This window comes from Burkholderia cepacia complex sp. TUM26381 (assembly GCF_057439935.1).
Genome location: NZ_CM172006.1, coordinates 2,330,161 through 2,349,092, shown reverse-complemented (window position 1 = coordinate 2,349,092; position 18,932 = coordinate 2,330,161). Strand labels below are relative to the sequence as shown.

20 protein-coding genes and 1 pseudogene are annotated in these 18,932 nt (G+C 64.0%); 13 read left to right on the top strand and 8 right to left on the bottom strand.

Going from position 1 to position 18,932, the window contains the following annotated elements; genetic code table 11:
- Positions 1-23 precede the first annotated feature (23 nt).
- The 7 genes from ACWMMN_RS11020 to ACWMMN_RS10990 all read left to right on the top strand — a co-directional run bounded on the left by ACWMMN_RS11020 (position 24) and on the right by ACWMMN_RS10990 (position 6,175).
- Complete coding sequence (locus tag ACWMMN_RS11020) at positions 24-656, top strand: L-threonylcarbamoyladenylate synthase (RefSeq protein WP_059233735.1); 633 nt, start codon at positions 24-26, stop codon at positions 654-656.
- Positions 657-703: 47 nt separating this feature from the next.
- Entirely contained in the window at positions 704-1,366 is a 663-nt protein-coding gene (locus tag ACWMMN_RS11015) for a site-2 protease family protein (RefSeq protein ID WP_059233736.1), read from the top strand.
- 8 nt (positions 1,367-1,374) lie between these two features.
- Positions 1,375-2,577, top strand: coding sequence for a tryptophan--tRNA ligase (locus tag ACWMMN_RS11010; RefSeq protein WP_006487046.1), 1,203 nt, complete (start codon positions 1,375-1,377; stop codon positions 2,575-2,577).
- Positions 2,578-2,585: 8 nt separating this feature from the next.
- Positions 2,586-3,188, top strand: a complete 603-nt coding sequence (locus ACWMMN_RS11005) for a class I SAM-dependent methyltransferase (protein WP_059233737.1) — start codon at positions 2,586-2,588, stop codon at positions 3,186-3,188.
- A gap of 46 nt (positions 3,189-3,234) precedes the next feature.
- Positions 3,235-4,137 (top strand): 4-hydroxy-tetrahydrodipicolinate synthase, encoded by a 903-nt coding sequence (gene dapA, locus ACWMMN_RS11000; RefSeq protein WP_059233738.1) that lies wholly within the window; start codon positions 3,235-3,237, stop codon positions 4,135-4,137.
- A gap of 111 nt (positions 4,138-4,248) precedes the next feature.
- Positions 4,249-5,394, top strand: coding sequence for an NlpB/DapX family lipoprotein (bamC, locus tag ACWMMN_RS10995; protein WP_256085051.1), 1,146 nt, complete (start codon positions 4,249-4,251; stop codon positions 5,392-5,394).
- A 4-nt stretch (positions 5,395-5,398) separates the two neighbouring features.
- On the top strand, positions 5,399-6,175 hold the full coding sequence (locus ACWMMN_RS10990; RefSeq protein WP_340624265.1) for an MBL fold metallo-hydrolase: 777 nt from the start codon (positions 5,399-5,401) through the stop codon (positions 6,173-6,175).
- Positions 6,176-6,480: 305 nt separating this feature from the next.
- On the opposite strand, the pseudogene ACWMMN_RS10985 reads toward ACWMMN_RS10990, so the two are convergent.
- Together ACWMMN_RS10985 and ACWMMN_RS10980 are read right to left on the bottom strand one after the other, a co-directional pair.
- Positions 6,481-6,727 (bottom strand): annotated as a pseudogene (locus ACWMMN_RS10985) (hypothetical protein).
- Positions 6,728-6,783: 56 nt separating this feature from the next.
- The gene (locus tag ACWMMN_RS10980) at positions 6,784-8,004 is read right to left on the bottom strand and encodes a cupin domain-containing protein (protein WP_059233741.1); all 1,221 of its coding nucleotides are present in this window, start codon (positions 8,002-8,004) and stop codon (positions 6,784-6,786) included.
- A gap of 32 nt (positions 8,005-8,036) precedes the next feature.
- Between ACWMMN_RS10980 and ACWMMN_RS10975 the strand changes: the two genes are divergently transcribed.
- A complete protein-coding gene (locus tag ACWMMN_RS10975) occupies positions 8,037-8,579 on the top strand; it encodes an FKBP-type peptidyl-prolyl cis-trans isomerase (protein WP_059233742.1) in 543 nt (180 codons plus the stop codon).
- On the opposite strand, the gene ACWMMN_RS10970 is transcribed toward ACWMMN_RS10975, so the two are convergent.
- Positions 8,559-9,830, bottom strand: a complete 1,272-nt coding sequence (locus tag ACWMMN_RS10970) for a hypothetical protein (protein ID WP_196486598.1) — start codon at positions 9,828-9,830, stop codon at positions 8,559-8,561. The two genes, ACWMMN_RS10975 and ACWMMN_RS10970, sit on opposite strands and share 21 nt — an antisense overlap.
- The gene (gene mutS, locus ACWMMN_RS10965) at positions 9,811-12,468 is read right to left on the bottom strand and encodes a DNA mismatch repair protein MutS (RefSeq protein ID WP_174993516.1); all 2,658 of its coding nucleotides are present in this window, start codon (positions 12,466-12,468) and stop codon (positions 9,811-9,813) included. The genes ACWMMN_RS10970 and mutS overlap by 20 nt, the downstream gene beginning before the upstream one ends.
- Positions 12,469-12,818: 350 nt before the next feature.
- Here mutS and ACWMMN_RS10960 point away from each other — a divergent pair, with 350 nt between their 5' ends.
- Positions 12,819-13,052, top strand: coding sequence for a hypothetical protein (locus ACWMMN_RS10960; protein ID WP_059233783.1), 234 nt, complete (start codon positions 12,819-12,821; stop codon positions 13,050-13,052).
- 151 nt (positions 13,053-13,203) lie between these two features.
- The gene (locus ACWMMN_RS10955) at positions 13,204-13,500 is read left to right on the top strand and encodes an immunoglobulin domain-containing protein (protein WP_059233784.1); all 297 of its coding nucleotides are present in this window, start codon (positions 13,204-13,206) and stop codon (positions 13,498-13,500) included.
- 264 nt (positions 13,501-13,764) lie between these two features.
- On the opposite strand, the gene ACWMMN_RS10950 is transcribed toward ACWMMN_RS10955, so the two are convergent.
- The 4 genes from ACWMMN_RS10950 to ACWMMN_RS10935 all read right to left on the bottom strand — a co-directional run bounded on the left by ACWMMN_RS10950 (position 13,765) and on the right by ACWMMN_RS10935 (position 17,048).
- Positions 13,765-14,346, bottom strand: coding sequence for a fasciclin domain-containing protein (locus tag ACWMMN_RS10950; RefSeq protein WP_059233785.1), 582 nt, complete (start codon positions 14,344-14,346; stop codon positions 13,765-13,767).
- Positions 14,347-14,469: 123 nt separating this feature from the next.
- Positions 14,470-15,192, bottom strand: coding sequence for an anti-sigma factor (locus ACWMMN_RS10945; protein ID WP_174993514.1), 723 nt, complete (start codon positions 15,190-15,192; stop codon positions 14,470-14,472).
- Entirely contained in the window at positions 15,189-15,782 is a 594-nt protein-coding gene (locus ACWMMN_RS10940) for a sigma-70 family RNA polymerase sigma factor (protein ID WP_486422658.1), read from the bottom strand. The genes ACWMMN_RS10945 and ACWMMN_RS10940 overlap by 4 nt, the downstream gene beginning before the upstream one ends.
- Positions 15,783-16,706: 924 nt before the next feature.
- Positions 16,707-17,048, bottom strand: a complete 342-nt coding sequence (locus tag ACWMMN_RS10935) for a hypothetical protein (protein ID WP_486422657.1) — start codon at positions 17,046-17,048, stop codon at positions 16,707-16,709.
- A gap of 766 nt (positions 17,049-17,814) precedes the next feature.
- On the opposite strand from ACWMMN_RS10935, the gene ACWMMN_RS10930 reads away from it, so the two are divergent.
- From ACWMMN_RS10930 to rpsU, 3 genes are read left to right on the top strand one after another with little or no spacing between them, the layout of a single operon-like run.
- Positions 17,815-18,099, top strand: a complete 285-nt coding sequence (locus ACWMMN_RS10930) for a hypothetical protein (RefSeq protein ID WP_174993513.1) — start codon at positions 17,815-17,817, stop codon at positions 18,097-18,099.
- Between the two features lie 47 nt (positions 18,100-18,146).
- Positions 18,147-18,356: a hypothetical protein gene (locus ACWMMN_RS10925; RefSeq protein WP_081051811.1), complete on the top strand. Its 210-nt coding sequence runs from the start codon at positions 18,147-18,149 to the stop codon at positions 18,354-18,356.
- Positions 18,357-18,389: 33 nt separating this feature from the next.
- The gene (rpsU, locus tag ACWMMN_RS10920) at positions 18,390-18,602 is read left to right on the top strand and encodes a 30S ribosomal protein S21 (RefSeq protein ID WP_059233790.1); all 213 of its coding nucleotides are present in this window, start codon (positions 18,390-18,392) and stop codon (positions 18,600-18,602) included.
- The last annotated feature ends 330 nt before the right edge of the window (positions 18,603-18,932 follow it).

Genomic DNA, 18,932 nt, shown 5'->3' with positions numbered 1-18,932 from the left:
TTTCTCCCCCTTTACGTACCCCCATGTCCCAGTTCTTCAGGATTCATCCGGATAATCCGCAGCCGCGCCTGATCAAGCAGGCGGTGGAGATCGTCAGCAAGGGCGGCGTGATCGCGATGCCGACCGATTCGAGCTATGCGCTCGCGTGCCATCTCGACGACAAGGATGCGGTCGAGCGCGTGCGCCGGATCCGCGGCCTCGACGAGAAGCAGCATCTGTCGCTGCTCGTGCGCGACCTGTCGGAGCTTGCCAACTTCGCGATGGTCGACAACCGCCAGTACCGGCAGATCAAGTCGGTGACGCCGGGCCCGTACGTGTTCATCCTGCAGGCGACCAAGGAAGTGCCGCGCCGGCTGTCGCACCCGTCGCGCAAGACGATCGGGCTGCGCGTACCCGACCATGCGATCACGCTCGCGTTGCTGGAGTCGCTCGGCCAGCCGCTGCTCGGCACGACGCTGATCCTGCCGCCGGATGACGAGCCGCTCAACGATCCCGAAGAAATCCGCACGCGGCTCGAGAAGCAGGTCGATCTCGTGATCGACGGCGGCGCGTGCCCGCGCGAACCGTCGACGGTGATCGACCTGACCGGCGACGAGCCCGAACTCGTGCGGATGGGGCGCGGCGCGCTCGAACCGTTCGGCCTCTCGGCCGCATGAGCGAGCCGTTCAATTTTGCGCGAGTGCGCTTGTTACAATAACGCGATATGGATGCTTCCCTGATACAGACCATCGCTGTCTACGCGCTGCCCGTGATCTTCGCGATCACGCTGCACGAGGCCGCGCACGGCTATGCCGCCCGCCTGCTCGGCGACAACACCGCCTACGTGATGGGGCGCGTGTCGTTCAACCCGATGCGCCACATCGATCCGCTCGGCACGATCGCGATCCCGCTCGTGATGTACTTCCTGACGGGCGGCGCGTTCCTGTTCGGCTATGCGAAGCCGGTGCCGGTGTCGTTCGGCAACCTGCGCAATCCGCGCTGGGGCAGCCTGTGGGTATCGCTCGCGGGCCCGGCCTGCAACTTCGTGCAGGCGCTGGTCTGGGGCCTGCTGACCCTCGTGCTGCCCGCCGTCGGCGTCGACGAGCCGTTCTTCACGCGGATGGCGTTTGCCGGCGTCAGCGCGAACCTCGTGCTCGGCGTGCTGAACCTGTTTCCGCTGCCGCCGCTCGACGGCGGCCGCATTCTGGCGGCGCTGCTGCCGCCGAAGCAATCGATCGCGCTGTCGCGCATCGAGCCGTACGGTTTCATCATCGTCCTCGCGCTGGTCGCGACGGGCGTGCTGACGAACTTCTGGCTGCGTCCGCTCGTCAACGTCGGCTACGCCGTCCTGAGCGCCATCCTGTCCCCATTCGCCTCGCTTTTCTAACGATAATCATGTTCCCAGAACGTATTTTCTCCGGCATGCGACCTACCGGGTCGCTGCACCTCGGTCATTACCACGGCGTGCTGAAAAACTGGGTGAAGCTGCAGTCCGAGTACCCGTGCTTCTTCTGCGTCGTCGACTGGCATGCGCTGACGACGCACTACGAGACTCCCGAGGTCATCGAGAAGAACGTGTGGGACGTGCTGATCGACTGGCTCGCGTCCGGCATCGATCCGGCACAGGCGACGCTGTTCATCCAGAGCAAGGTGCCCGAGCATGCCGAACTCGCGCTGCTGCTCGGCATGAGCACGCCGCTCGGCTGGCTCGAACGCGTGCCGACCTACAAGGAGCAGATGGAGAAGCTGAAGGACAAGGACTTGTCCACCTACGGCTTCCTCGGCTACCCGGTGCTGATGGCGGCCGACATCCTGCTGTATCGCGGCTCGCTCGTGCCGGTCGGTGAAGACCAGGTGCCGCACGTCGAGATGACGCGCGAGATCGCGCGCCGCTTCAACTACCTGTATGGCCGTGAGCCCGGCTTCGAGGAGAAGGCGCTCGAAGCCGCGAAGAAGCTCGGCGGCAAGCGCGCGAAGCTTTATCACGAGCTGCGCAACGCCTATCAGCAGGAGGGCGACGACGAGGCGCTCGAACAGGCGCGCGCGATGCTGCAGGAATCGCAGAGCCTGTCGATGAGCGACCGCGAGCGCCTGTTCGGCTATCTCGAAGGCGCGCGCAAGATCATCCTGGTCGAGCCGCAGGCGCTGCTGACCGAAGCATCGCGGATGCCGGGCCTCGACGGGCAGAAGATGTCCAAGTCGTACGGCAACACGATCGGCCTGCGCGAAGACGCGGAGACGATCACGAAGAAGGTCCGCACGATGCCGACCGATCCCGCGCGCGTGCGCCGCACCGATCCGGGCGATCCGGACAAGTGCCCGGTGTGGCAGCTGCACCAGGTCTATACGGACGAAGCGACGCACGAGTGGGTGCAGAAGGGTTGCCGCTCGGCGGGCATCGGTTGCCTCGATTGCAAGCAGCCGGTCGTCGAAGGCATCCTGCGCGAACAGCAGCCGATGCTCGAGCGCGCGCAGAAGTACATGGACGATCCGTCGCTGTTGCGCGCGATCGTCGCGGACGGTTGCGACAAGGCGCGCAAGTACGCGACGGAAACGATGCGTGACGTGCGCGACGCGATGGGCCTGTCGTACAACTGATCCGGCGCATGAGCGAATCCGTCATCGCCGCCGCGGGCGGCCACGTCGCGCAGGCCGAGCCGTCGCGCTGGGTCGCCCAATGGTCGCGGCTCGTCCCGGCCGGCGGCGCGGCGCTCGACGTCGCCGCGGGCGGTGGCCGCCATGCGCGCTGGTTCGCGTCGCACGGGCATCCGGTCGTCGCGCTCGACCGCGATCCGGCCGCGCTGGCCGCGTTGCGCGCGATTCCCGGCGTCGATGCCCGCGCGGCCGATCTCGAAGGCGCGCCGTGGCCGCTGCCGGCCGGCGAGCAGTTTGCGGCCGTGATCGTCACGAATTACCTGCATCGTCCGCTCTGGCCCCATCTGCTCGATGCAGTGGCGCCGGGCGGCGTGCTGATCTACGAAACCTTCGCGCAAGGAAACGAAACGGTCGGCAAACCGTCCAACCCCGCGTTCCTGCTCGCCCCGGGCGAGCTGCTGGACGCCGTACACGGCCGCTTGCGGGTGGTTGCGTACGAGGACGGTTTCGTCGCCGCGCCGCGCGAGGCGTTCGTCCAGCGTCTCTGCGCGGTGCGCGAGGGCGCGACCCCGAAGGCGGGGGCGGGAATTCCACGTTACGAACTGCCCGGCTAATCCGCTACAATCTCAACGTTTACCGGTACACATTCAATCGCGTTTCATGGCTAACGGCACCCAAGACGGCATTCAAATCCGCGGCAGCATCCCCGCGATCGTCACCCCGATGCTCGAAGACGGCAGTCTCGACCTGCCGGCGTTTCGCAAACTGATCGACTGGCACATCGCGGAAGGCACCGATGCGCTGGTCGTGGTCGGTACGAGCGGCGAGTCGGCAACGCTCAACGTCGAAGAGCACATCCTGATGATCCGCACGGCGGTCGAGCATGCGGCAAAACGCATCCCGATCATCGCGGGCGCGGGCGGCAATTCGACCGCCGAGGCGATCGAGCTGACGAAGCACGCGAAGGCTGTCGGCGCGGACGCGACGCTGCAGGTCGTGCCGTACTACAACAAGCCGACACAGGAAGGCATGTACCGCCACTTCCGGACGATCGCCGAAGCGGTCGACCTGCCGGTGATCCTGTACAACGTGCCGGGCCGCACGGTCGCGGACATGGCGAACGAGACGACGCTGCGCCTCGCGGAAGTGCCGGGCATCATCGGCGTGAAGGAAGCGACCGGCAACATCGATCGCGCCGCGCACCTGATCAAGGCCGCACCGAAGCATTTCGCGATCTACAGCGGCGACGATCCGACCGCGATCGCGCTGATGTTGCTCGGCGGCCACGGCAACATCTCGGTGACGGCGAACGTCGCACCGCGTGCGATGAGCGACCTGTGCCGCGCGGCGCTGGCTGGCGATGTCCAGACGGCACGCGCGCTGCACATGAAGCTGCTGTCGCTGCACAAGAACCTGTTCATCGAAGCGAACCCGATCCCGGTGAAGTGGGCGCTGCAGGCGATGGGCAAGATGCAGGGCGGCATCCGGTTGCCGCTCACGGCGCTCGACGAGCGCTGCCACGATGCCGTGCGTTCGGCCCTCGTCGAGGCCGGCGTCCTCTGATGCCGAGGCGGCCGCGTCCTGCGGCCGCCGGCTCGACCCCTGATCAACCCGCACCGGCCGGCTCCGTCCGGCGCCGCTCCTGACGAGCGTTCTAGCAAGACGAAGGATTTCATGAAACGTTTCGCCATTTCCTCTCGCACCATCCAGCTGTCGGTGATGGTGCTGGCGCTGGGCGCGCTCGCTGGCTGCGATACGCTGAACGACTACCTGGCCCCCGACCGGGTCAACTACAAGAACACCGGTTCGGCGCCGCCGCTGGCCGTGCCGAGCGACCTGAAGCCGGTGCCGACGACGCAGCAGTTCGTCGCGCCGCCGAGCAACGCGGGGCTCGGCACGCTGCCGCCGCGGGTCACGACGCAGGCCGGCAATGCGACCGACGGCATCCCGAGCGCGCAGGATCCGCTCGGCATGCACATCGAGCGCGACGGCGATCGCCGCTGGCTGGTCGTCGATGGCCGCACGCCCGAGCAACTGTGGCCGATCCTGAAGGAATTCTGGCAGGAGAACGGCTTCTCGCTGAAGACCGATGCGCCGTCGACGGGCATCATGGCCACCGACTGGGCTGAAAACCGCGCGAACATTCCGGATGACTGGTTCCGCCGCACGATCGGCAAGGTCATCGATTTCGCGTACTCGTCGGGCACGCGCGACCGCTTCCGCACGCTCGTGAACCGCACGTCGGACGGCAACACCGACATCTCGATCACGCACAGCGCGATGGAGGAAATGATGGTCGGCCCGCAGGGCGGCACGTCGTCGCGCTGGGAAGAGCGTCCGCGCAACCCGGTGCTCGAAGCCGTGTTCCTGTCGAAGCTGATGCAGAAGTTCGGCCTGACCGACGCGCAGGCGAAACAGCTGCTGACCGATGCGCATCCTGCGACGGCACCCGCGCAGGTTAGCGACACGAGTGGCGGCGCGGCGACGCTGCAGCTGGCCGAGTCGTTCGACCGTGCGTGGCTGCGCGTGGGCCTGGCGCTCGACCGCACCAACTTCACGGTCGACAATCGCGACCGCGAGAAGGGCGTGTACACGGTCCGCTATGCGAATACGATGGAAGAGCTCAAGCGTGACGGCCTGTTCGGCAAGCTGTTCTACGGCGGCCCGTCGGCAGCGAAGCCGGGCAAGGAATACCTCGTCAACGTGCGCGCGCAAGGTACCGGCGGCACGCAGGTCGCGGTGGTCGGCGCAAACGGCCAGGTCGACAACTCGTCGGACGCGCAGCGGATCATCTCGCTGCTGCACGCTCAGCTGAACTGAGCGCGTGAGATTCGCCAGCCTCGGAAGCGGCAGCGAAGGTAACGCGCTGGTTGTCGAGGCCTCGAGCGGCACGACAACCACGCGCGTGCTGCTCGACTGCGGTTTTTCCGCCAAGGAGGTCGAGCGCCGGCTCGGCCGACTGAATCTCGGCATCGATGATCTCGATGCGATCCTCATCACCCACGAACACAGCGACCACGTCGGCAGTGCGCTGACGCTCGCCCGCCGCGCATCGTTGCCGCTCTATATGAGCTGGGGTACCGCGCGCGCGATCGGCGCGGACGAGGCCGATGTCGATCTCCACGTGCTGTGGGGCGACGAGACGGCCGCGATACAGGATCTGGCCGTGATGCCCTACACGGTCCCCCACGATGCGCGAGAACCGCTCCAGTTCGTCTTCATGGACGGCTGCAGCCGACTCGGCGTGCTGACGGACGTCGGGATGGCCACGCCGCACATTACGGCCGTCCTGAGCGGCTGTGACGCGCTGGTGCTCGAATCCAACCACGATACCGCGATGCTGGCCGGCAGCCGCTATCCGCAGTCGCTGAAGGCGCGGATCGGCGGCAATCACGGCCACCTGAGCAACGACGCGGCGGCCGACATCCTCGCGTCGCTCGAACGCAGCCGCCTCCAGCACCTGGTCGCGGCGCACCTGAGCCAGCAGAACAACCTGCCGGAACTGGCTCGCCGGGCGTTCGGCGGCGTACTGGGGACGGATGGGGAGGACGTGATCGTGGCCTCGCAGGACGCGGGCTTCGACTGGCTGATGCTCGGGTGAGCAGGACGGGGCCGTTACGGCGGCCCGCTGCGGCGGCCGGGCGATGTGTACGGAAACGGCAGACGTAAAAAAACCGGCCCTCGGGCCGGTTTTTTTCAGCTGACGCTGAGGCTTACTGGCTTGCGCCCGAAGCCGGAGCAGCCGTCGCTGCCGAAGCAGCCGACGCCACTGCAGCAGCAGCGTCGCTCGCAGCAGCCGTTGCCGACGAAGCAGCGGCAGCAGCGTCGCTCGCTGCACCAGCAACTGCCGAAGCAGCCGTCGAAGCAGCAGCCGCCGCGTCGCTTGCAGCCGACGAAGCAGCTTGATCAGCGCTCTTGTTGCAAGCAGCCAGTGCAACAGCAGCCAACAGGGAAGCTACGAGGAGGGATTTCTTCATGATCACGTCCTTTTATGGTTAAAGGTAAGCAACAGCGCGAAACAATACCGGTAATGTGCTCCAACACCGACCTGGGCCGCTGGTGGAGATGCACTTCTTAGAGCGTGAATCTTCCCTACGGCTTGGGCGGAAATTATATGCACTTTCCTATCGACCGTCGACAAATGCGGGGTCAATACGTTGTCTTTCCCATACAGAATTTGATCCGTACGGGCATACGGGGCGACTCACACTAATTCCGGTTTCCGACCCGTATCCAGCCCGCACGATACCACTCGTGCAATAAGGCTGTCATTGAGGGAACCCGGGATAGTGTTACAAACCGTTTCGCCTCCATCTGGCGTTGATTGGCCAGTTCGGGCAGCCATTCACCGGCCTGCTCGAGCGGTCCTTCCTCGCCATTAATGAAGTACGAGCGCGCGTTATACATCAATGCGGCCCTTCTGTCGAGACACACGCCACGCCGTGACGCTTGCGTGACGAACGCGGATTCTGACAGCGGACGCTCGGGCGGGTCGAAAACGACGTTCGGTTTGGGCTCGCTCAGGTAGCAACCGAGGAATTCTGCGACGTCGCGCTTGCGCCAGCGGATCGCGTCGACGATCTCGGCGACACGCTCGACCATCGCCGGCGGCAACTGCGCGGGCGTGTCGACGGCCGGCTGCTTCGGGTCGCGGTAGAGATCGTCGCCGCCCCCGTCGCGCAGGCCGCCGCGCTCCGCGAGATAGTACAGGAACTGGGCGCCCAGTTCGCCGGCGGACGGGGCCCGGAAGCCGATCGAGCAGGTCATGCACTCGCCTTCGGCGACGCCGTCGTGCGCAATGTGCGGCGGCAGGTACAGCATGTCGCCGGGCTCCAGCACCCATTCGTCGCCCGGTTCGAAGTTTTCGAGGATCTTCAGCGGCACGTCCGGCTGCAGCGACAGGTCCTTCTGCGCACCGACGCGCCAGCGGCGCCGGCCTTCGACCTGCAGCAGGAAGACATCGTACGAATCGAAATGCGGGCCGACGCCGCCGCCGTCCGTCGCATACGAGATCATCAGGTCGTCCAGGCGCGCGTCGGGGATGAAGCGGAAGCGGTCGAGCAGCGTGCGGGCCGCGTCGACGTGCAGATCAAGCCCTTGCACGAGCAGGGTCCAGGACTTGCGCGTGACGGCAGGCAGCGCGCCCGGTTCGAACGGACCGTGCGCCAGTTGCCACTTGTTACGAAAATGGGTGATCAGTCGCGATTCGGCGTCATAGTCGCCAGCCAGCTCGAACAAGGCGTCGCGCGTAACCGGCGAGGCGACACCGGGGATCGCCTGGCGGATCAGCAGCGGCTTCTTTTGCCAGTAGCCGCGCATGAATTGCGCCGGCGTAAGACCGCCGAGCAGCGGTGTGGGAAGATCGGAAGGCGGCGCGCCGAGCGGGGCGGCAGCGGCATCCCGCGGTTCGGCTTGAGACCGGTTGCGCATCGTATAATGACAGTTGTATTTGGGAGAATTGGATGAAAATCGCAAAAAACACCGTCGTGTCGGTCACTTACAAGCTGTCGGATGCACAGGGCAATCTGATCGAGGAAAGTGACGAGCCGATGGTCTATCTGCACGGCGGCTATGATGGCACGTTCCCCAAGATCGAGGAACAACTCGACGGCCATGAGCCGGGCTACGAGGCAGAGGTTCAGCTCGAGCCGCAGGACGCGTTCGGCGACTACGATCCCGAACTCGTGAAGATCGAGCCGCGTGATCGTTTCCCCGAGCCGCTGGAAGTGGGCATGCAGTTCGAAGGCACGCCGGAAGACGGCGACGAGGAAGTCGATTCGCTGATCTACACGGTCACCGACATCGCCGAAGACAAGGTCGTGCTCGACGGCAATCACCCGCTGGCAGGCATGGCGCTGCGTTTCGCGCTCACCGTGAAGGACGTTCGCGAAGCCACCGAAGACGAAATCGAGCATGAGCATGCGCATGGCGCGGAAGGGCTCGAGATCGTCGACGAGGATGACGACGAAGACGGCGAAGCACCGTCAGGGCGTACCCTGCACTGAGCTTGCAGGCAGGCCGGGCGCCGGCCCCGATGCAGGGGGCGGCGACGGCCACGACGCGCCGCCCGGGGCGGCGCCGTCGCCCTGCAGTGGCGGCGCGACCGACGACGAGTCGGGCAGCGCCGGCAACGCGGGGATTTCCGGCATCTGCGGCAGCGGCACGTCGTCACGCGGCACGAGCGGCAATGCGGGCGGCACGGGCAGGTTCTTCGGCACCTCCTGCAGGCTCACGTTGAAGATCGTCTGCCGCGACGGCGACACGCTCACCTTCACCCACTGATTCGCCGGATGGCGCGGTCCGATCGCGACGCGCGTCAGGTTTCCGACCAGTTCACCGTCGTCAGCGTGTAGCGGACGGTCGATCAGAAAGCCGTTCGCCAGCGGTTCGCCGCTCGCGTGCATCACCAGTATCGGGCCGCGGAACGTCGCCGCCGCCTTCACCAGCGTTCGTTTCAGTTCCCGGAAGCCGTCGCGCACGCGCGGCCGGTTGAAGCGCAGCCATGCGAAGCGCTCCGAGCGCTCATAGCGTTCGAACTGCGGATCGCCCTCGAAAATCACGACCATCGCGCGCGCCTCGCGACGCTTCGCATATTCGGCCGCGTGGTCGATCCAGAAGCCGTTCGCGATGATGCGGTCCTCGAACTCGCCGTTGCGGCCGCCGGCCGTCAGGTAGTGGTTGTTCGGCGCCGGCGCGTTGAGTGCAACGTAGACGATGTCGTCGCGCATCCAGCGCGCGTTCTCGCGATACGGCCGGAACCGGGCGACTTCGCTCTCTCGCGTGATCTGCAGCGCACCGGGGTCGGGCAGCGCCGAATCGGCGAGCAGCGTTTGCCGCAGGAAATCGAGCCGCTCGACCGGATCGTAGCCACCGCCGGCCGCGGTGTTGCACGTCAACCAGTCGTCGTGGCCGGGAATGAACACGAGCGGCACGCGCGCCGAATCCAGGATCGCGCCACGCTGCGAATACAGCGCATCGCGGCACGCTTCCTTCGAACCCTTGAGATCGCCCGCATAGACGACGAAAGCGAGGTTGCGCTCGCGCGCGATCGAATCGAGCAGCCGCTGGGCCGACGGCTCGTCTACCGGGGCGTTGATGACGCCCGACACGACCGCGAACGAGTAGGGCGCGGCGGTGCGCTTCGGCGGTGCAGCCTGCGCACCGGCCTGCGCGAGTGCGAGTACCGCCGCGACGAGCGCGGCGACGGCGCGAGCCGGCAGGCCCCGCGCAATGCGCTTACGCGTGCCCGTCGGCATCATGCGACCGGACCAGCGTGCGCAGTTCGTACAACAGGTCGAGCGCCTCGCGCGGCTTGAGATCGTCGGGATCGATGTCGCGCAGTTTTTCGAGCGCCGGATGCGGCGTGTCGGGCAGGGCCGGCGCGTCCGCGCATTCGAGACCGTCGACAGCGGCCGGCGGCGCGCTGAACAGGTCGAGTTGCGGCGTGTGCTGCGATGCCGACTGCTGTTCGAGATACGCGAGGTGCTTGCGCGCGGCGCGGATCACCGGCGCCGGGACGCCCGCGAGCTGCGCGACCTGGAGGCCGTAGCTCTGGTTCGCCGGGCCTTCGTTGACCGCGTGCAGGAACACGATGCCATGGCCGTGCTCGACGGCCGACAGGTGGACGTTGGCCGCTTGCGGGAATTCGGCCGGCAGTTGCGTCAGCTCGAAGTAGTGCGTTGCGAACAGCGTGTAGCACGTGTTGTGCGCCAGCAGGTGGCGCGCGATCGCCCACGCGAGCGCGAGGCCGTCGAACGTCGACGTGCCGCGGCCGATCTCGTCCATCAGCACCAGGCTTTGCGGCGTCGCGTCGTTGAGGATCGCAGCGGCTTCGGTCATTTCGACCATGAACGTCGAGCGGCCGCCCGCGAGATCGTCGGCTGCGCCGATGCGCGTGAAGATCCGGTCGATCGGCCCGAAGCAGGCCGACTTCGCCGGCACGTAGCTGCCGACGTACGCCATCAGCGCGATCAGTGCGGTTTGCCGCATGAACGTCGACTTACCGCCCATGTTCGGACCGGTGATCAGCAGCAGCTTGCGCTCGGTGCCGAACCGGCAGTCGTTCGCGATGAACTGCTCGACCTGCGCTTCGACGACCGGGTGGCGGCCCTGTTCGATGTCGATGCCGATCTCGTCGGTGAAAGTCGGCGCAACCCAGTCGAGCGCGCGTGCGCGTTCGGCGAAGGCGGCGAGCAGGTCGAGCTCGGCGAGTGCGGACGCGACGCGCTGGCACTCGGGGATGAACGGCAGCAACGCCTGCAGCACCGAGTCGTACAGCGCGCGCTCGCGCGCGAGCGCGCGCTCCTGCGCGGACAGTGCCTTGTCCTCGAAGGTCTTCAGCTCGGGCGTGATGTAGCGCTCGGCGTTCTTCAGCGTCTGGCGGCGGCGGTAATCGTCGGGCACCTTGTCCGTCTGGCCGCGCGTGACCTCGATGTAGAAGCCATGCACCTTGTTGTATTCGACGCGCAGGTTCGCGATGCCGGTGCGCGTGCGCTCGCGCGCTTCGAGATCGATCAGGAACTGCCCGCAGTTCTCCGAAATGTCGCGCAGTTCGTCGAGCTCGGCGTCGTAGCCGCGTGCGATTACGCCACCGTCGCGCACCATCGCGGCCGGCTCGGGCGCAATCGCGCTGGTGAGCAGGTCGAGGCATTCAGCGGGCGGTGCGAGCGCCGCGTCGACGCGCGTGAGCGCATCCGCGTTCGCGACGATCGCGCTGATGCGCTCGCGCAGCGCTGGCAGCGCGGCGAACGTATCGCGCAGGCTCGACAGGTCGCGCGGCCGCGCGGACAGCAGCGCGAGACGTCCGGTGATCCGTTCGACGTCGGCGATCTGGCGCAGCGCGCTGCGCAGCGCATCGAGGCTCGCGTTTGCCGGCGCGTCGAGCAGGGCGCCGATCGCTTGCTGGCGCGACTGCGCGGCGACCGACGCGCGCGGCGGGTGATGCAGCCAGTGACGCAGCAGGCGGCTGCCCATCGTCGTGCAGCAGGTGTCGAGCAGCGAATACAGCGTTGGCGACTCGGTGCCGCGCAGCGTCTCGGTCAGTTCGAGGTTGCGGCGCGTGGCCGGGTCGAGCCCGATGTATTCGGTTTCGTTCTCGACCTTCAGGCTGCGCACGTGCCGCAGTTGTTGACCTTGCGTCGCCGCGGCATAGAGCAGCAGCGCGCCGGCCGCGCCGCACGCGCTCGTCAGCGAGTGTGCGCCGAAGCCGTCGAGGCTCGCGACATCGAGCTGGTCGCACAGGCGCTGTGTGCCGGATGCGATGTCGAAATGCCAGGCCGGCACGCGCTTGCTCGCGCCTGCGCCCGCGGGCACGGCGTCGGTCGCGCCGTCCGGCGTCAGGATTTCGGCCGGCCGGATGCGCTCGAGTGCGGCGGCGAGCTGTTCAGGTTCGATTTCGGCGAGCCGCAGTGCGCCGCTGGCGAGGTTCAGCCACGCGAGGCCGACATTGACCGCGACACCGCGCTTGTTGTGGCCCGTGCACATCGCGAGCAGATACACGTCGTTCTTGTCGGACAGCAGCGCGGCATCGGTCAGCGTGCCGGGCGTGACGACGCGCACGACCTTGCGCTCGACGGGGCCCTTCGACGTGGCCGGATCGCCGATCTGCTCGCAGATCGCGACCGATTCGCCCATCTTCACGAGCTTCGCCAGATACTGTTCGACCGCGTGATGCGGCACGCCGGCCATCTTGATCGGCGTGCCGGCCGATGCACCGCGCTGCGTGAGGGTCAGGTCGAGCAGGCGCGAGGCCTTTTCCGCGTCTTCGAAGAACAGCTCGTAGAAGTCGCCCATCCGGTAGAAGACGAGCGTGTCGGGGTGATCTGCCTTGATGCGCAGGTACTGCTGCATCATGGGGGTGTGGCCGGCGAAGGCTTCGGGCGACAGCGTGGTCATAGGTCAGGCATGAGGTTGTTGCTTTGGTTGCCCGAGTTTACCAGCGGGCCGGACACGACTGCGCGAAGTTCGCCGTTCGGCCAGTTGCAGACGTTGGGAATCGGCAGCGACCCGTGTTCCTGCCCCAGCTCGTGGGCTTTGCGCTGCGGGCGCTACCCGCCACGTAGTGCTAACCCCGGCACACCAGTTGCGGTCGGCAGTCTAGATTGTGACTGTACGGGTTCGCTGATCGAACATCGGACGTTCTGTCCATTTCCTCGATATGTCGACCGGAGACCGCTACGTGAACGAATCGACCTACCGTGTCATTTTCGGCTTTGTCGTGATCTGCTGACCGTGACGGAGGACATATGACGCATCCCTTGTACGAATTGCTTAGTAACCTCGACGAACGCCGCCTCTTTTATACATTGGGCCGACATCGCCCGGACACCATTCTGATCTCGATAACTGTGCCAGGTGAGCGTATCGAGATCGACGTGTTCGACGATGGGCATATGGAGATGTCCCGCTTTTCCGGAGATGAGAGTGTAATCGACGACCAACAAATGATTTTAAAGGCTATCGAGGGGGCTTCCGAGTGAACGAGGTTGGCCATGAGATGCAACCCACTCACTTCCCGTCGGCCGACGCCGCTACCAGCCAGGAGCGGTCAGCCGGCATCGAGGTCTAGATCGTTGACAATTGGCGTGCCCCTTCGCTGAGGGGCGATCGCGGAAAGCGAATTGAGGCGGTATGGGACAGAAGCTGGGCGGTACTGAGTTGGAGCTTTACCGACGAGTCGATGAGGTTCTGTACTACGTATGGGACCCTATCGGTGTTGCACCAAATGCTGTTACACGTGACGAATACCAAAGTTATTTGCCGGAAGTGTTCTCAATGTTGCAGGGGGGAGCGGACGTCTCATCCATCGCGGCATACTTGGATAACGTTGCCACTGAGAGGATGGGTCTGAACGGGAATCCGGGACATTCCACGCGAGTTGCCGAATTCCTGCTCGACTGGAAAGCCGAGATTTACCGGGTGCGATAAGCGCCGATTCGGAAAAACTTCAGCGTGGGTCTTGGCGTAGGTTTGCGCGTTGAGCCTTGTCAGTTAAGGCGCAGGTACTGCTGCATCATTGGGGTGACGGGTGCATGTGCTGCGGTGGGTTGCATGCTCATGTGACCGGGAAAAGTTGCTTTGGCTGCTTCTGTTTGCCAGCGGCTAATGGGGTCGGGCACGCTCGTATCGGGAACGGGGCGACATATTGGAGATCAGTCGATCGCGGCCCGTTCCCTTGGCACTTTACGGGTATCACGGCAACAGTACAGTATCGACCACGTGAATCACTCCGTTGGACTGCATGACGTCGCCGATCGTCACATGTGCGACATTGCCCTTGTCGTCAGTGATAGCCCATCCCTTTGCGTCATGGCTGACGATCAGCGAGTCACCCTCGACCGTCTTCAGCATTGCCTTTCCGCCGCCTTGGTCAACCGCCACGGCCAGATCATGTGCGGTGAGGCGTCCGGGTACGACGTGATACGTGAGTATCTTGACCAGCGTCGCCTTGTTTTCCGGCTTAAGTAATGTCTGCACCGTTCCGGTCGGTAGCGCGGCGAATGCCTCGTTAGTTGGCGCGAAAACCGTGAACGGGCCCTTGCTCGACAAGGTATCGACCAGTCCGCCGGCCTTCACGGCTGCAACCAGCGTCGTGTGGTCGTTCGAGTTCACAGCGTTCTCGACGATATTCTTCGACGGATACATCGCTGCGCCGCCCACCTCCACGGTTTTTTCCATGGACATCGAACCCGCGTTAGAGGCATGTGTAGCGCCCAGGGCGATCGCCAGCGTGAGCATCATGGCGGTCATTCTCAGTTTGCTGCAGGATTCCATCTGGGTTCTCCCGAAAGATCGATGCTTCCGGCTGGAAGCAATCGAAGATACGAGACGAACCCGGAGACGGATGCATGCGTCCTTGCTAATCCGCGACTGCGATGGACGGCCCGTGTGCCTGGCCTATACGCCGCCGATGGCACCTTGTGCGAGCACTGGGCCAGTCGGTTGCCCGGTCGACGAGCCGCCGCGCGGTTCAAGCGACACGGCCAGCACTGCGTGGGCATCAAGCGAGGCGAGCGTCGCTTTCGAAATCGCCACGACGGTCGGACGGTCTGCGGCGATCAAGCCGAGGGAAGCGGGTTGCCCACCTGGTGCAATCAACCACAGTTCGGTAGAGCGATTGGCCACGAAGGGGATATTGCCAGCTGGCGCAACGAGCATGCGCGCGTGCTCCACATCGACGATCGCGGTCCAGCCGGCGGTGCCACCTTCACGGATGAGGCTTGCAATCCTGTAGCCATCGTGACCGGTTTCCGTAACGGTGGGTGCGCGGGGCGGTAGAACGAGCAGGACGGCTAGTGCAACAGCCGCGATGCTTGAACCGATACCGATCCAGCGCCAGCCACGCAGATTGTTCCAGAAACCGGCTCGTGGTCGGGGCCGGTTGGCGGGTGCCAATCCCAAGTCTTTCTGGACGCGTACCCACACGTACGACGGAGGCTCGATGTCGACAATATCGTCGTTTAGCGGCATCAAATAGTTTTGCCAGTTGACAACACTCGTGGCCAGTTGGGGATCGCGCTGCATGGCCTGTTCGAACTGCCAGCGCTCCGTCCCGTCGAGCACGCCCAACACGTATTCGGCACAACGAATGTCATTCGGGCCGGAAAGTGGGGTGTTCATCGTTCGAGGCAAGCTTTGAGTTGGAGCAAACTGCGCCTAATCCAGCTTTTCAACGTACCGAGCGGAACACGAAGGCGGTCAGCCAGTTCCGCATACGTTGCGCCCGAAAAGAATGCCTCTCGCACGACGCTCCGCTGCGTGACCGGCAGATTTTCCAGGCAATGCTCCAGCCGTCGCCGTTCCTCGCTGCTTTCAGCCACTGTGACGGGTGACGGTCGTTCGTCGACCGCTTCTTCCATCGTCGACTCGTCGACGCGCACCTCGCGGTGACGTCGAAGGCAGTCGATCGCCCGATTGCGCGCGATGGCCCCCAGCCATGTAATTGCGCTGGCCAGTGCCGGATCGAACGTCCCGGCCCGATGCCATACCGTGACATAGACCTCCTGCAACACCTCCTCGGCTTCACCGCGATCTCGCAGCATCGTCACGCACACTCCGAACATTTTTGCAGAGGTGCGGCGGTAGAGGATGCTGAACGCATCTTGATCGCCGGTACCCACGTCGAGGAGAAGCCGGTTGAGGTCTTCGCGCCGGCGGTTCTCGGAATCGCCGGTCGACCTATCACCTTCAGACGCGAGATTGCTTCTCATGTGCACTGTATGCTCCACCGGGTGGTCTGAATCCGTAGCGGCCTTTGAGGTGTCACGAAGTCGGGAACGATAGCAATGGTCTGCACCTGCCATCGTATCGCGATCCCAGGACCGCTCCGAGCCAGTCAGCTCATGTACGTTCAAGGTCGGTGATTGGATGCACGCGCCGGAGAAAAATGAGTCGGCGCCGAGTCAGGCGCAATCCAACAGCAGTGCGGAATGTTGAGTGGAGACTTTTGCGAAGAAGCGATCGCGTGAGACAAGGACCTGCCGTCTGAATATCAAGCGTAGGTTTGCGCAGATGGTCTTGTCAGATAAGCCGCAGGTACTGCTGCATCATTGGAGTGACGTTTGCAGCGACTGCGATAGGGTTGGTGCTCATTTGACGGGAAAAAGTTGCTTTGCGCGCCGGAATGTTCCAGTGCCTTCGCCCAAATTTCAGAACCCCTGCCCCACGTTTCATAGCGCGAATGCAATCCGCAACGTAGTGCTAACCCCGAGGGGCGGGTTGCGGTCGACGGTCTAGATTGTGTCTGTATGGACGCGTTATCGCGCGTGCGCATGCCCCTGAAGCTGATCGCATAGAAGACGTAAGGAGGCGATATGGGTCGTTCTGCGACGAAACGTTTAGCCGTTGGAGCAATGCTAGTCGTCGCATTGCCGTTCGCGTGGTCAGCGGGCCTGGTCGATCTGCCTCAACCTTCGGGGCACGGACCAATTTTGGGCCATCCGGTGGTCAAGCCAAAAAAAATGCACGCGCAGCAGAAGGGGTTGCTCAATGGCGAACGCCTTGGGGGGCCTCAAACGCCGACACCCGATCCGGATCACGGTGGTGCATCAAATGGTCCGCACGATCCGCCACATCCGCCGGAGCCACCGAGGCCGCAAGAATAGGATTGATGCCCGAAGATGAGGGACAGTTGACTACCGACTCAGTCGGTTTTTTGCTTCAATGGCGAACCGCTCGGGAAGTACGCGGCTGGGCCAAATTAGCCCCTCGAATTCCTGGAGGATGTGAGCGCCGCGGATGGGGTCGCCGCATTGGTACGCCTCCAGCGACATCTCAAGCATTGTTCTCAGAAGAGGGAGGCAATCTGAGGAAACCTTGGGCACGACAACAGGCAGGGCGCTTTGCAACTCGACAAAAGCCTTCTCAAGCGTCATTTGCTCGTCCGCTGACAGATAGTCTTCTGCGGGGAAGTCGTCTGGGGCAGACAACAAAACGTAGCCGATGAAGTCGTGATACCGGGTCAGGGGGGCTGCCATGTTCGTGTTGGTCGCCTGGAAAGGGAAGCGCGATGTCCTTGGTATGCCCGACCGGCACACGGTGGTCGAATGAATGCCGTTAGATCGAACGACCCGGCGTAGGTTGAAGCGTAGCTTTTGCGATAGGGCCTTATCAGATAAGGCGCAGGTACTGCTGCATCATGGGAGTGGCGGTAGCGGGTACTGCGGCAGAGGCGTGCTCATGTGACCGCGAAAAGTTGCTTGGGCTGCCCAAGTTGATCAGTGGCCCGTACGGCACTGCTCGAAGTTCGACGCCCGGTCAGTTGTAGGCGATTGCGACCGACCGTTGGCGGTGGCCGCACGGATTGCCCGCAACCCGGGGTTGAGCAGGGCGAGCGCGTGCTCAAGCCTCATCGACGACAGTGATCGACATGTTCAGCGCGTCGGCTGCACTCGGCGTGGCCTTCATCCGGTCAACAGGCCACGGCGTAAGCGCCTCGGTGAACGAGGGCGCGACGGCATGTGGTGTCCCATTGGCGCGGTGCGGCAAGGCACTTCGTCATCCGCCGGGTCGCAGTCGAAATAAGATGGACGCCCAATCGACGATGCGCGTATGATGGTTTCGTTCGAGCACCCGTTTGCCGTTTGACCGCTCGCCCTCCACCTGCCACCGTGTTGCGTCGCGCATTTCCTCGCTCGCAACGTTTGTCCCTTTCACCCCGACCCGTCGCGCCATGCATCAGGCGATGCTGGCTGCATACGCTCGTCCTTGCGAGTCGCCGCAATCGATCGCTGGGAGTTCATTGTGAGCATGCATATCTACCGTGGATTCGAGATCTATCCACTGATTTACCCGCACGTGCCTGCGTTGGATGGCTGCCCGCATAACTACGATGCCGGCTTCGATGCAGCGGTCAAGATCTGTCTTCGCGGCACCACCGACACGCTGACGCAGAGCCAGACGTTCAGGCTTCTCGACGACGGCCCGTTCGATACCGCCGGTAACGCACGTCGTGCGTCGCTGCGCTATGCCGAGAGCGTCATTGACGACAATCGCGAGAAACAGGGCTTTTTTTCGAGCGCCCTCTAACGCGACTCGCTATGGCAACGTGACCTGCGAGCAATTTGGAGGACGAAATGATTGTCGACGAACTTCTTGATCTGATCAGCCGGTGCAAGGTCGCTCGGAGCGGCGCTGTACTGCCCGCCGGAGTGACGCATTCTGCGCTGTGCCATCAACAAGAGCTGCAGATGTTTGCGGCTGTGCGTGCATTTTCAATTGGAGCCGGGTATTCGGAGTTCGAATCTGACGAGATAGCCAGCACCGTCATGACACGACTCGGCTAGTTTTCCAGTCAAACGTTTTCAAACAGGAGCTACATGACAACCGTCACACTGAAGGTCAATGAACCAATCGATGTCGCGCTGCGGCGATTCCGGCGCGGTATTGAGAAGACCGGGTTGATTCGGGAGTTGCGCAGTCGCACGAGCTATGAAAAGCCCACGACGGAACGCAAGCGGAAAAAAGCCAGTGCCGTTGCCAGGCAGCGCTTACGGGCGAAGCGCATGCTGCCGCCCCGCAAGATGTTCTAGACGAACATCGTGCACGACGTGCCGGCCGAGGGGCCTTCTCACGTCGCCATCTTGACCCCCAGCATGAGGTAAGGCGGCTGGACGACGCAGGTGGCATGCCGGCCGGCCGCCTCGCAGCGGCAAGAAGAATGATTGGCGCGCCCGTCGCGCCGTGCGGCAGTGACACTGCTCGAAATTGACTCGCGCATCGCCTTTCGATTGAGCGCATGTGCGCTCGACGTGCGGCGCGTCAAGATGAAGATCGTAATCAGAAGGCGACAAACATGAGCTGGTACTGCGACATGGAACGCGAGTTAGCCCATATCAGACGATCGATCGGGATGCTTGAGC

What these genes read in the sequence shown, in the direction of transcription:
- ACWMMN_RS11020 (WP_059233735.1), top strand. Translation starts at nt 24, where the DNA reads ATGTCCCAGTTCTTCAGGATTCATCCGGATAATCCGCAGCCGCGCCTG.
- ACWMMN_RS11015 (WP_059233736.1), top strand. Translation starts at nt 704, where the DNA reads ATGGATGCTTCCCTGATACAGACCATCGCTGTCTACGCGCTGCCCGTG.
- ACWMMN_RS11010 (WP_006487046.1), top strand. Translation starts at nt 1,375, where the DNA reads ATGTTCCCAGAACGTATTTTCTCCGGCATGCGACCTACCGGGTCGCTG.
- ACWMMN_RS11005 (WP_059233737.1), top strand. Translation starts at nt 2,586, where the DNA reads ATGAGCGAATCCGTCATCGCCGCCGCGGGCGGCCACGTCGCGCAGGCC.
- dapA (WP_059233738.1), top strand. Translation starts at nt 3,235, where the DNA reads ATGGCTAACGGCACCCAAGACGGCATTCAAATCCGCGGCAGCATCCCC.
- bamC (WP_256085051.1), top strand. Translation starts at nt 4,249, where the DNA reads ATGAAACGTTTCGCCATTTCCTCTCGCACCATCCAGCTGTCGGTGATG.
- ACWMMN_RS10980 (WP_059233741.1), bottom strand. Translation starts at nt 8,004, where the DNA reads ATGCGCAACCGGTCTCAAGCCGAACCGCGGGATGCCGCTGCCGCCCCG.
- ACWMMN_RS10975 (WP_059233742.1), top strand. Translation starts at nt 8,037, where the DNA reads ATGAAAATCGCAAAAAACACCGTCGTGTCGGTCACTTACAAGCTGTCG.
- ACWMMN_RS10970 (WP_196486598.1), bottom strand. Translation starts at nt 9,830, where the DNA reads ATGCCGACGGGCACGCGTAAGCGCATTGCGCGGGGCCTGCCGGCTCGC.
- mutS (WP_174993516.1), bottom strand. Translation starts at nt 12,468, where the DNA reads ATGACCACGCTGTCGCCCGAAGCCTTCGCCGGCCACACCCCCATGATG.
- ACWMMN_RS10960 (WP_059233783.1), top strand. Translation starts at nt 12,819, where the DNA reads ATGACGCATCCCTTGTACGAATTGCTTAGTAACCTCGACGAACGCCGC.
- ACWMMN_RS10955 (WP_059233784.1), top strand. Translation starts at nt 13,204, where the DNA reads ATGGGACAGAAGCTGGGCGGTACTGAGTTGGAGCTTTACCGACGAGTC.
- ACWMMN_RS10950 (WP_059233785.1), bottom strand. Translation starts at nt 14,346, where the DNA reads ATGGAATCCTGCAGCAAACTGAGAATGACCGCCATGATGCTCACGCTG.
- ACWMMN_RS10945 (WP_174993514.1), bottom strand. Translation starts at nt 15,192, where the DNA reads ATGAACACCCCACTTTCCGGCCCGAATGACATTCGTTGTGCCGAATAC.
- ACWMMN_RS10940 (WP_486422658.1), bottom strand. Translation starts at nt 15,782, where the DNA reads ATGAGAAGCAATCTCGCGTCTGAAGGTGATAGGTCGACCGGCGATTCC.
- ACWMMN_RS10935 (WP_486422657.1), bottom strand. Translation starts at nt 17,048, where the DNA reads ATGGCAGCCCCCCTGACCCGGTATCACGACTTCATCGGCTACGTTTTG.
- ACWMMN_RS10925 (WP_081051811.1), top strand. Translation starts at nt 18,147, where the DNA reads ATGATTGTCGACGAACTTCTTGATCTGATCAGCCGGTGCAAGGTCGCT.
- rpsU (WP_059233790.1), top strand. Translation starts at nt 18,390, where the DNA reads ATGACAACCGTCACACTGAAGGTCAATGAACCAATCGATGTCGCGCTG.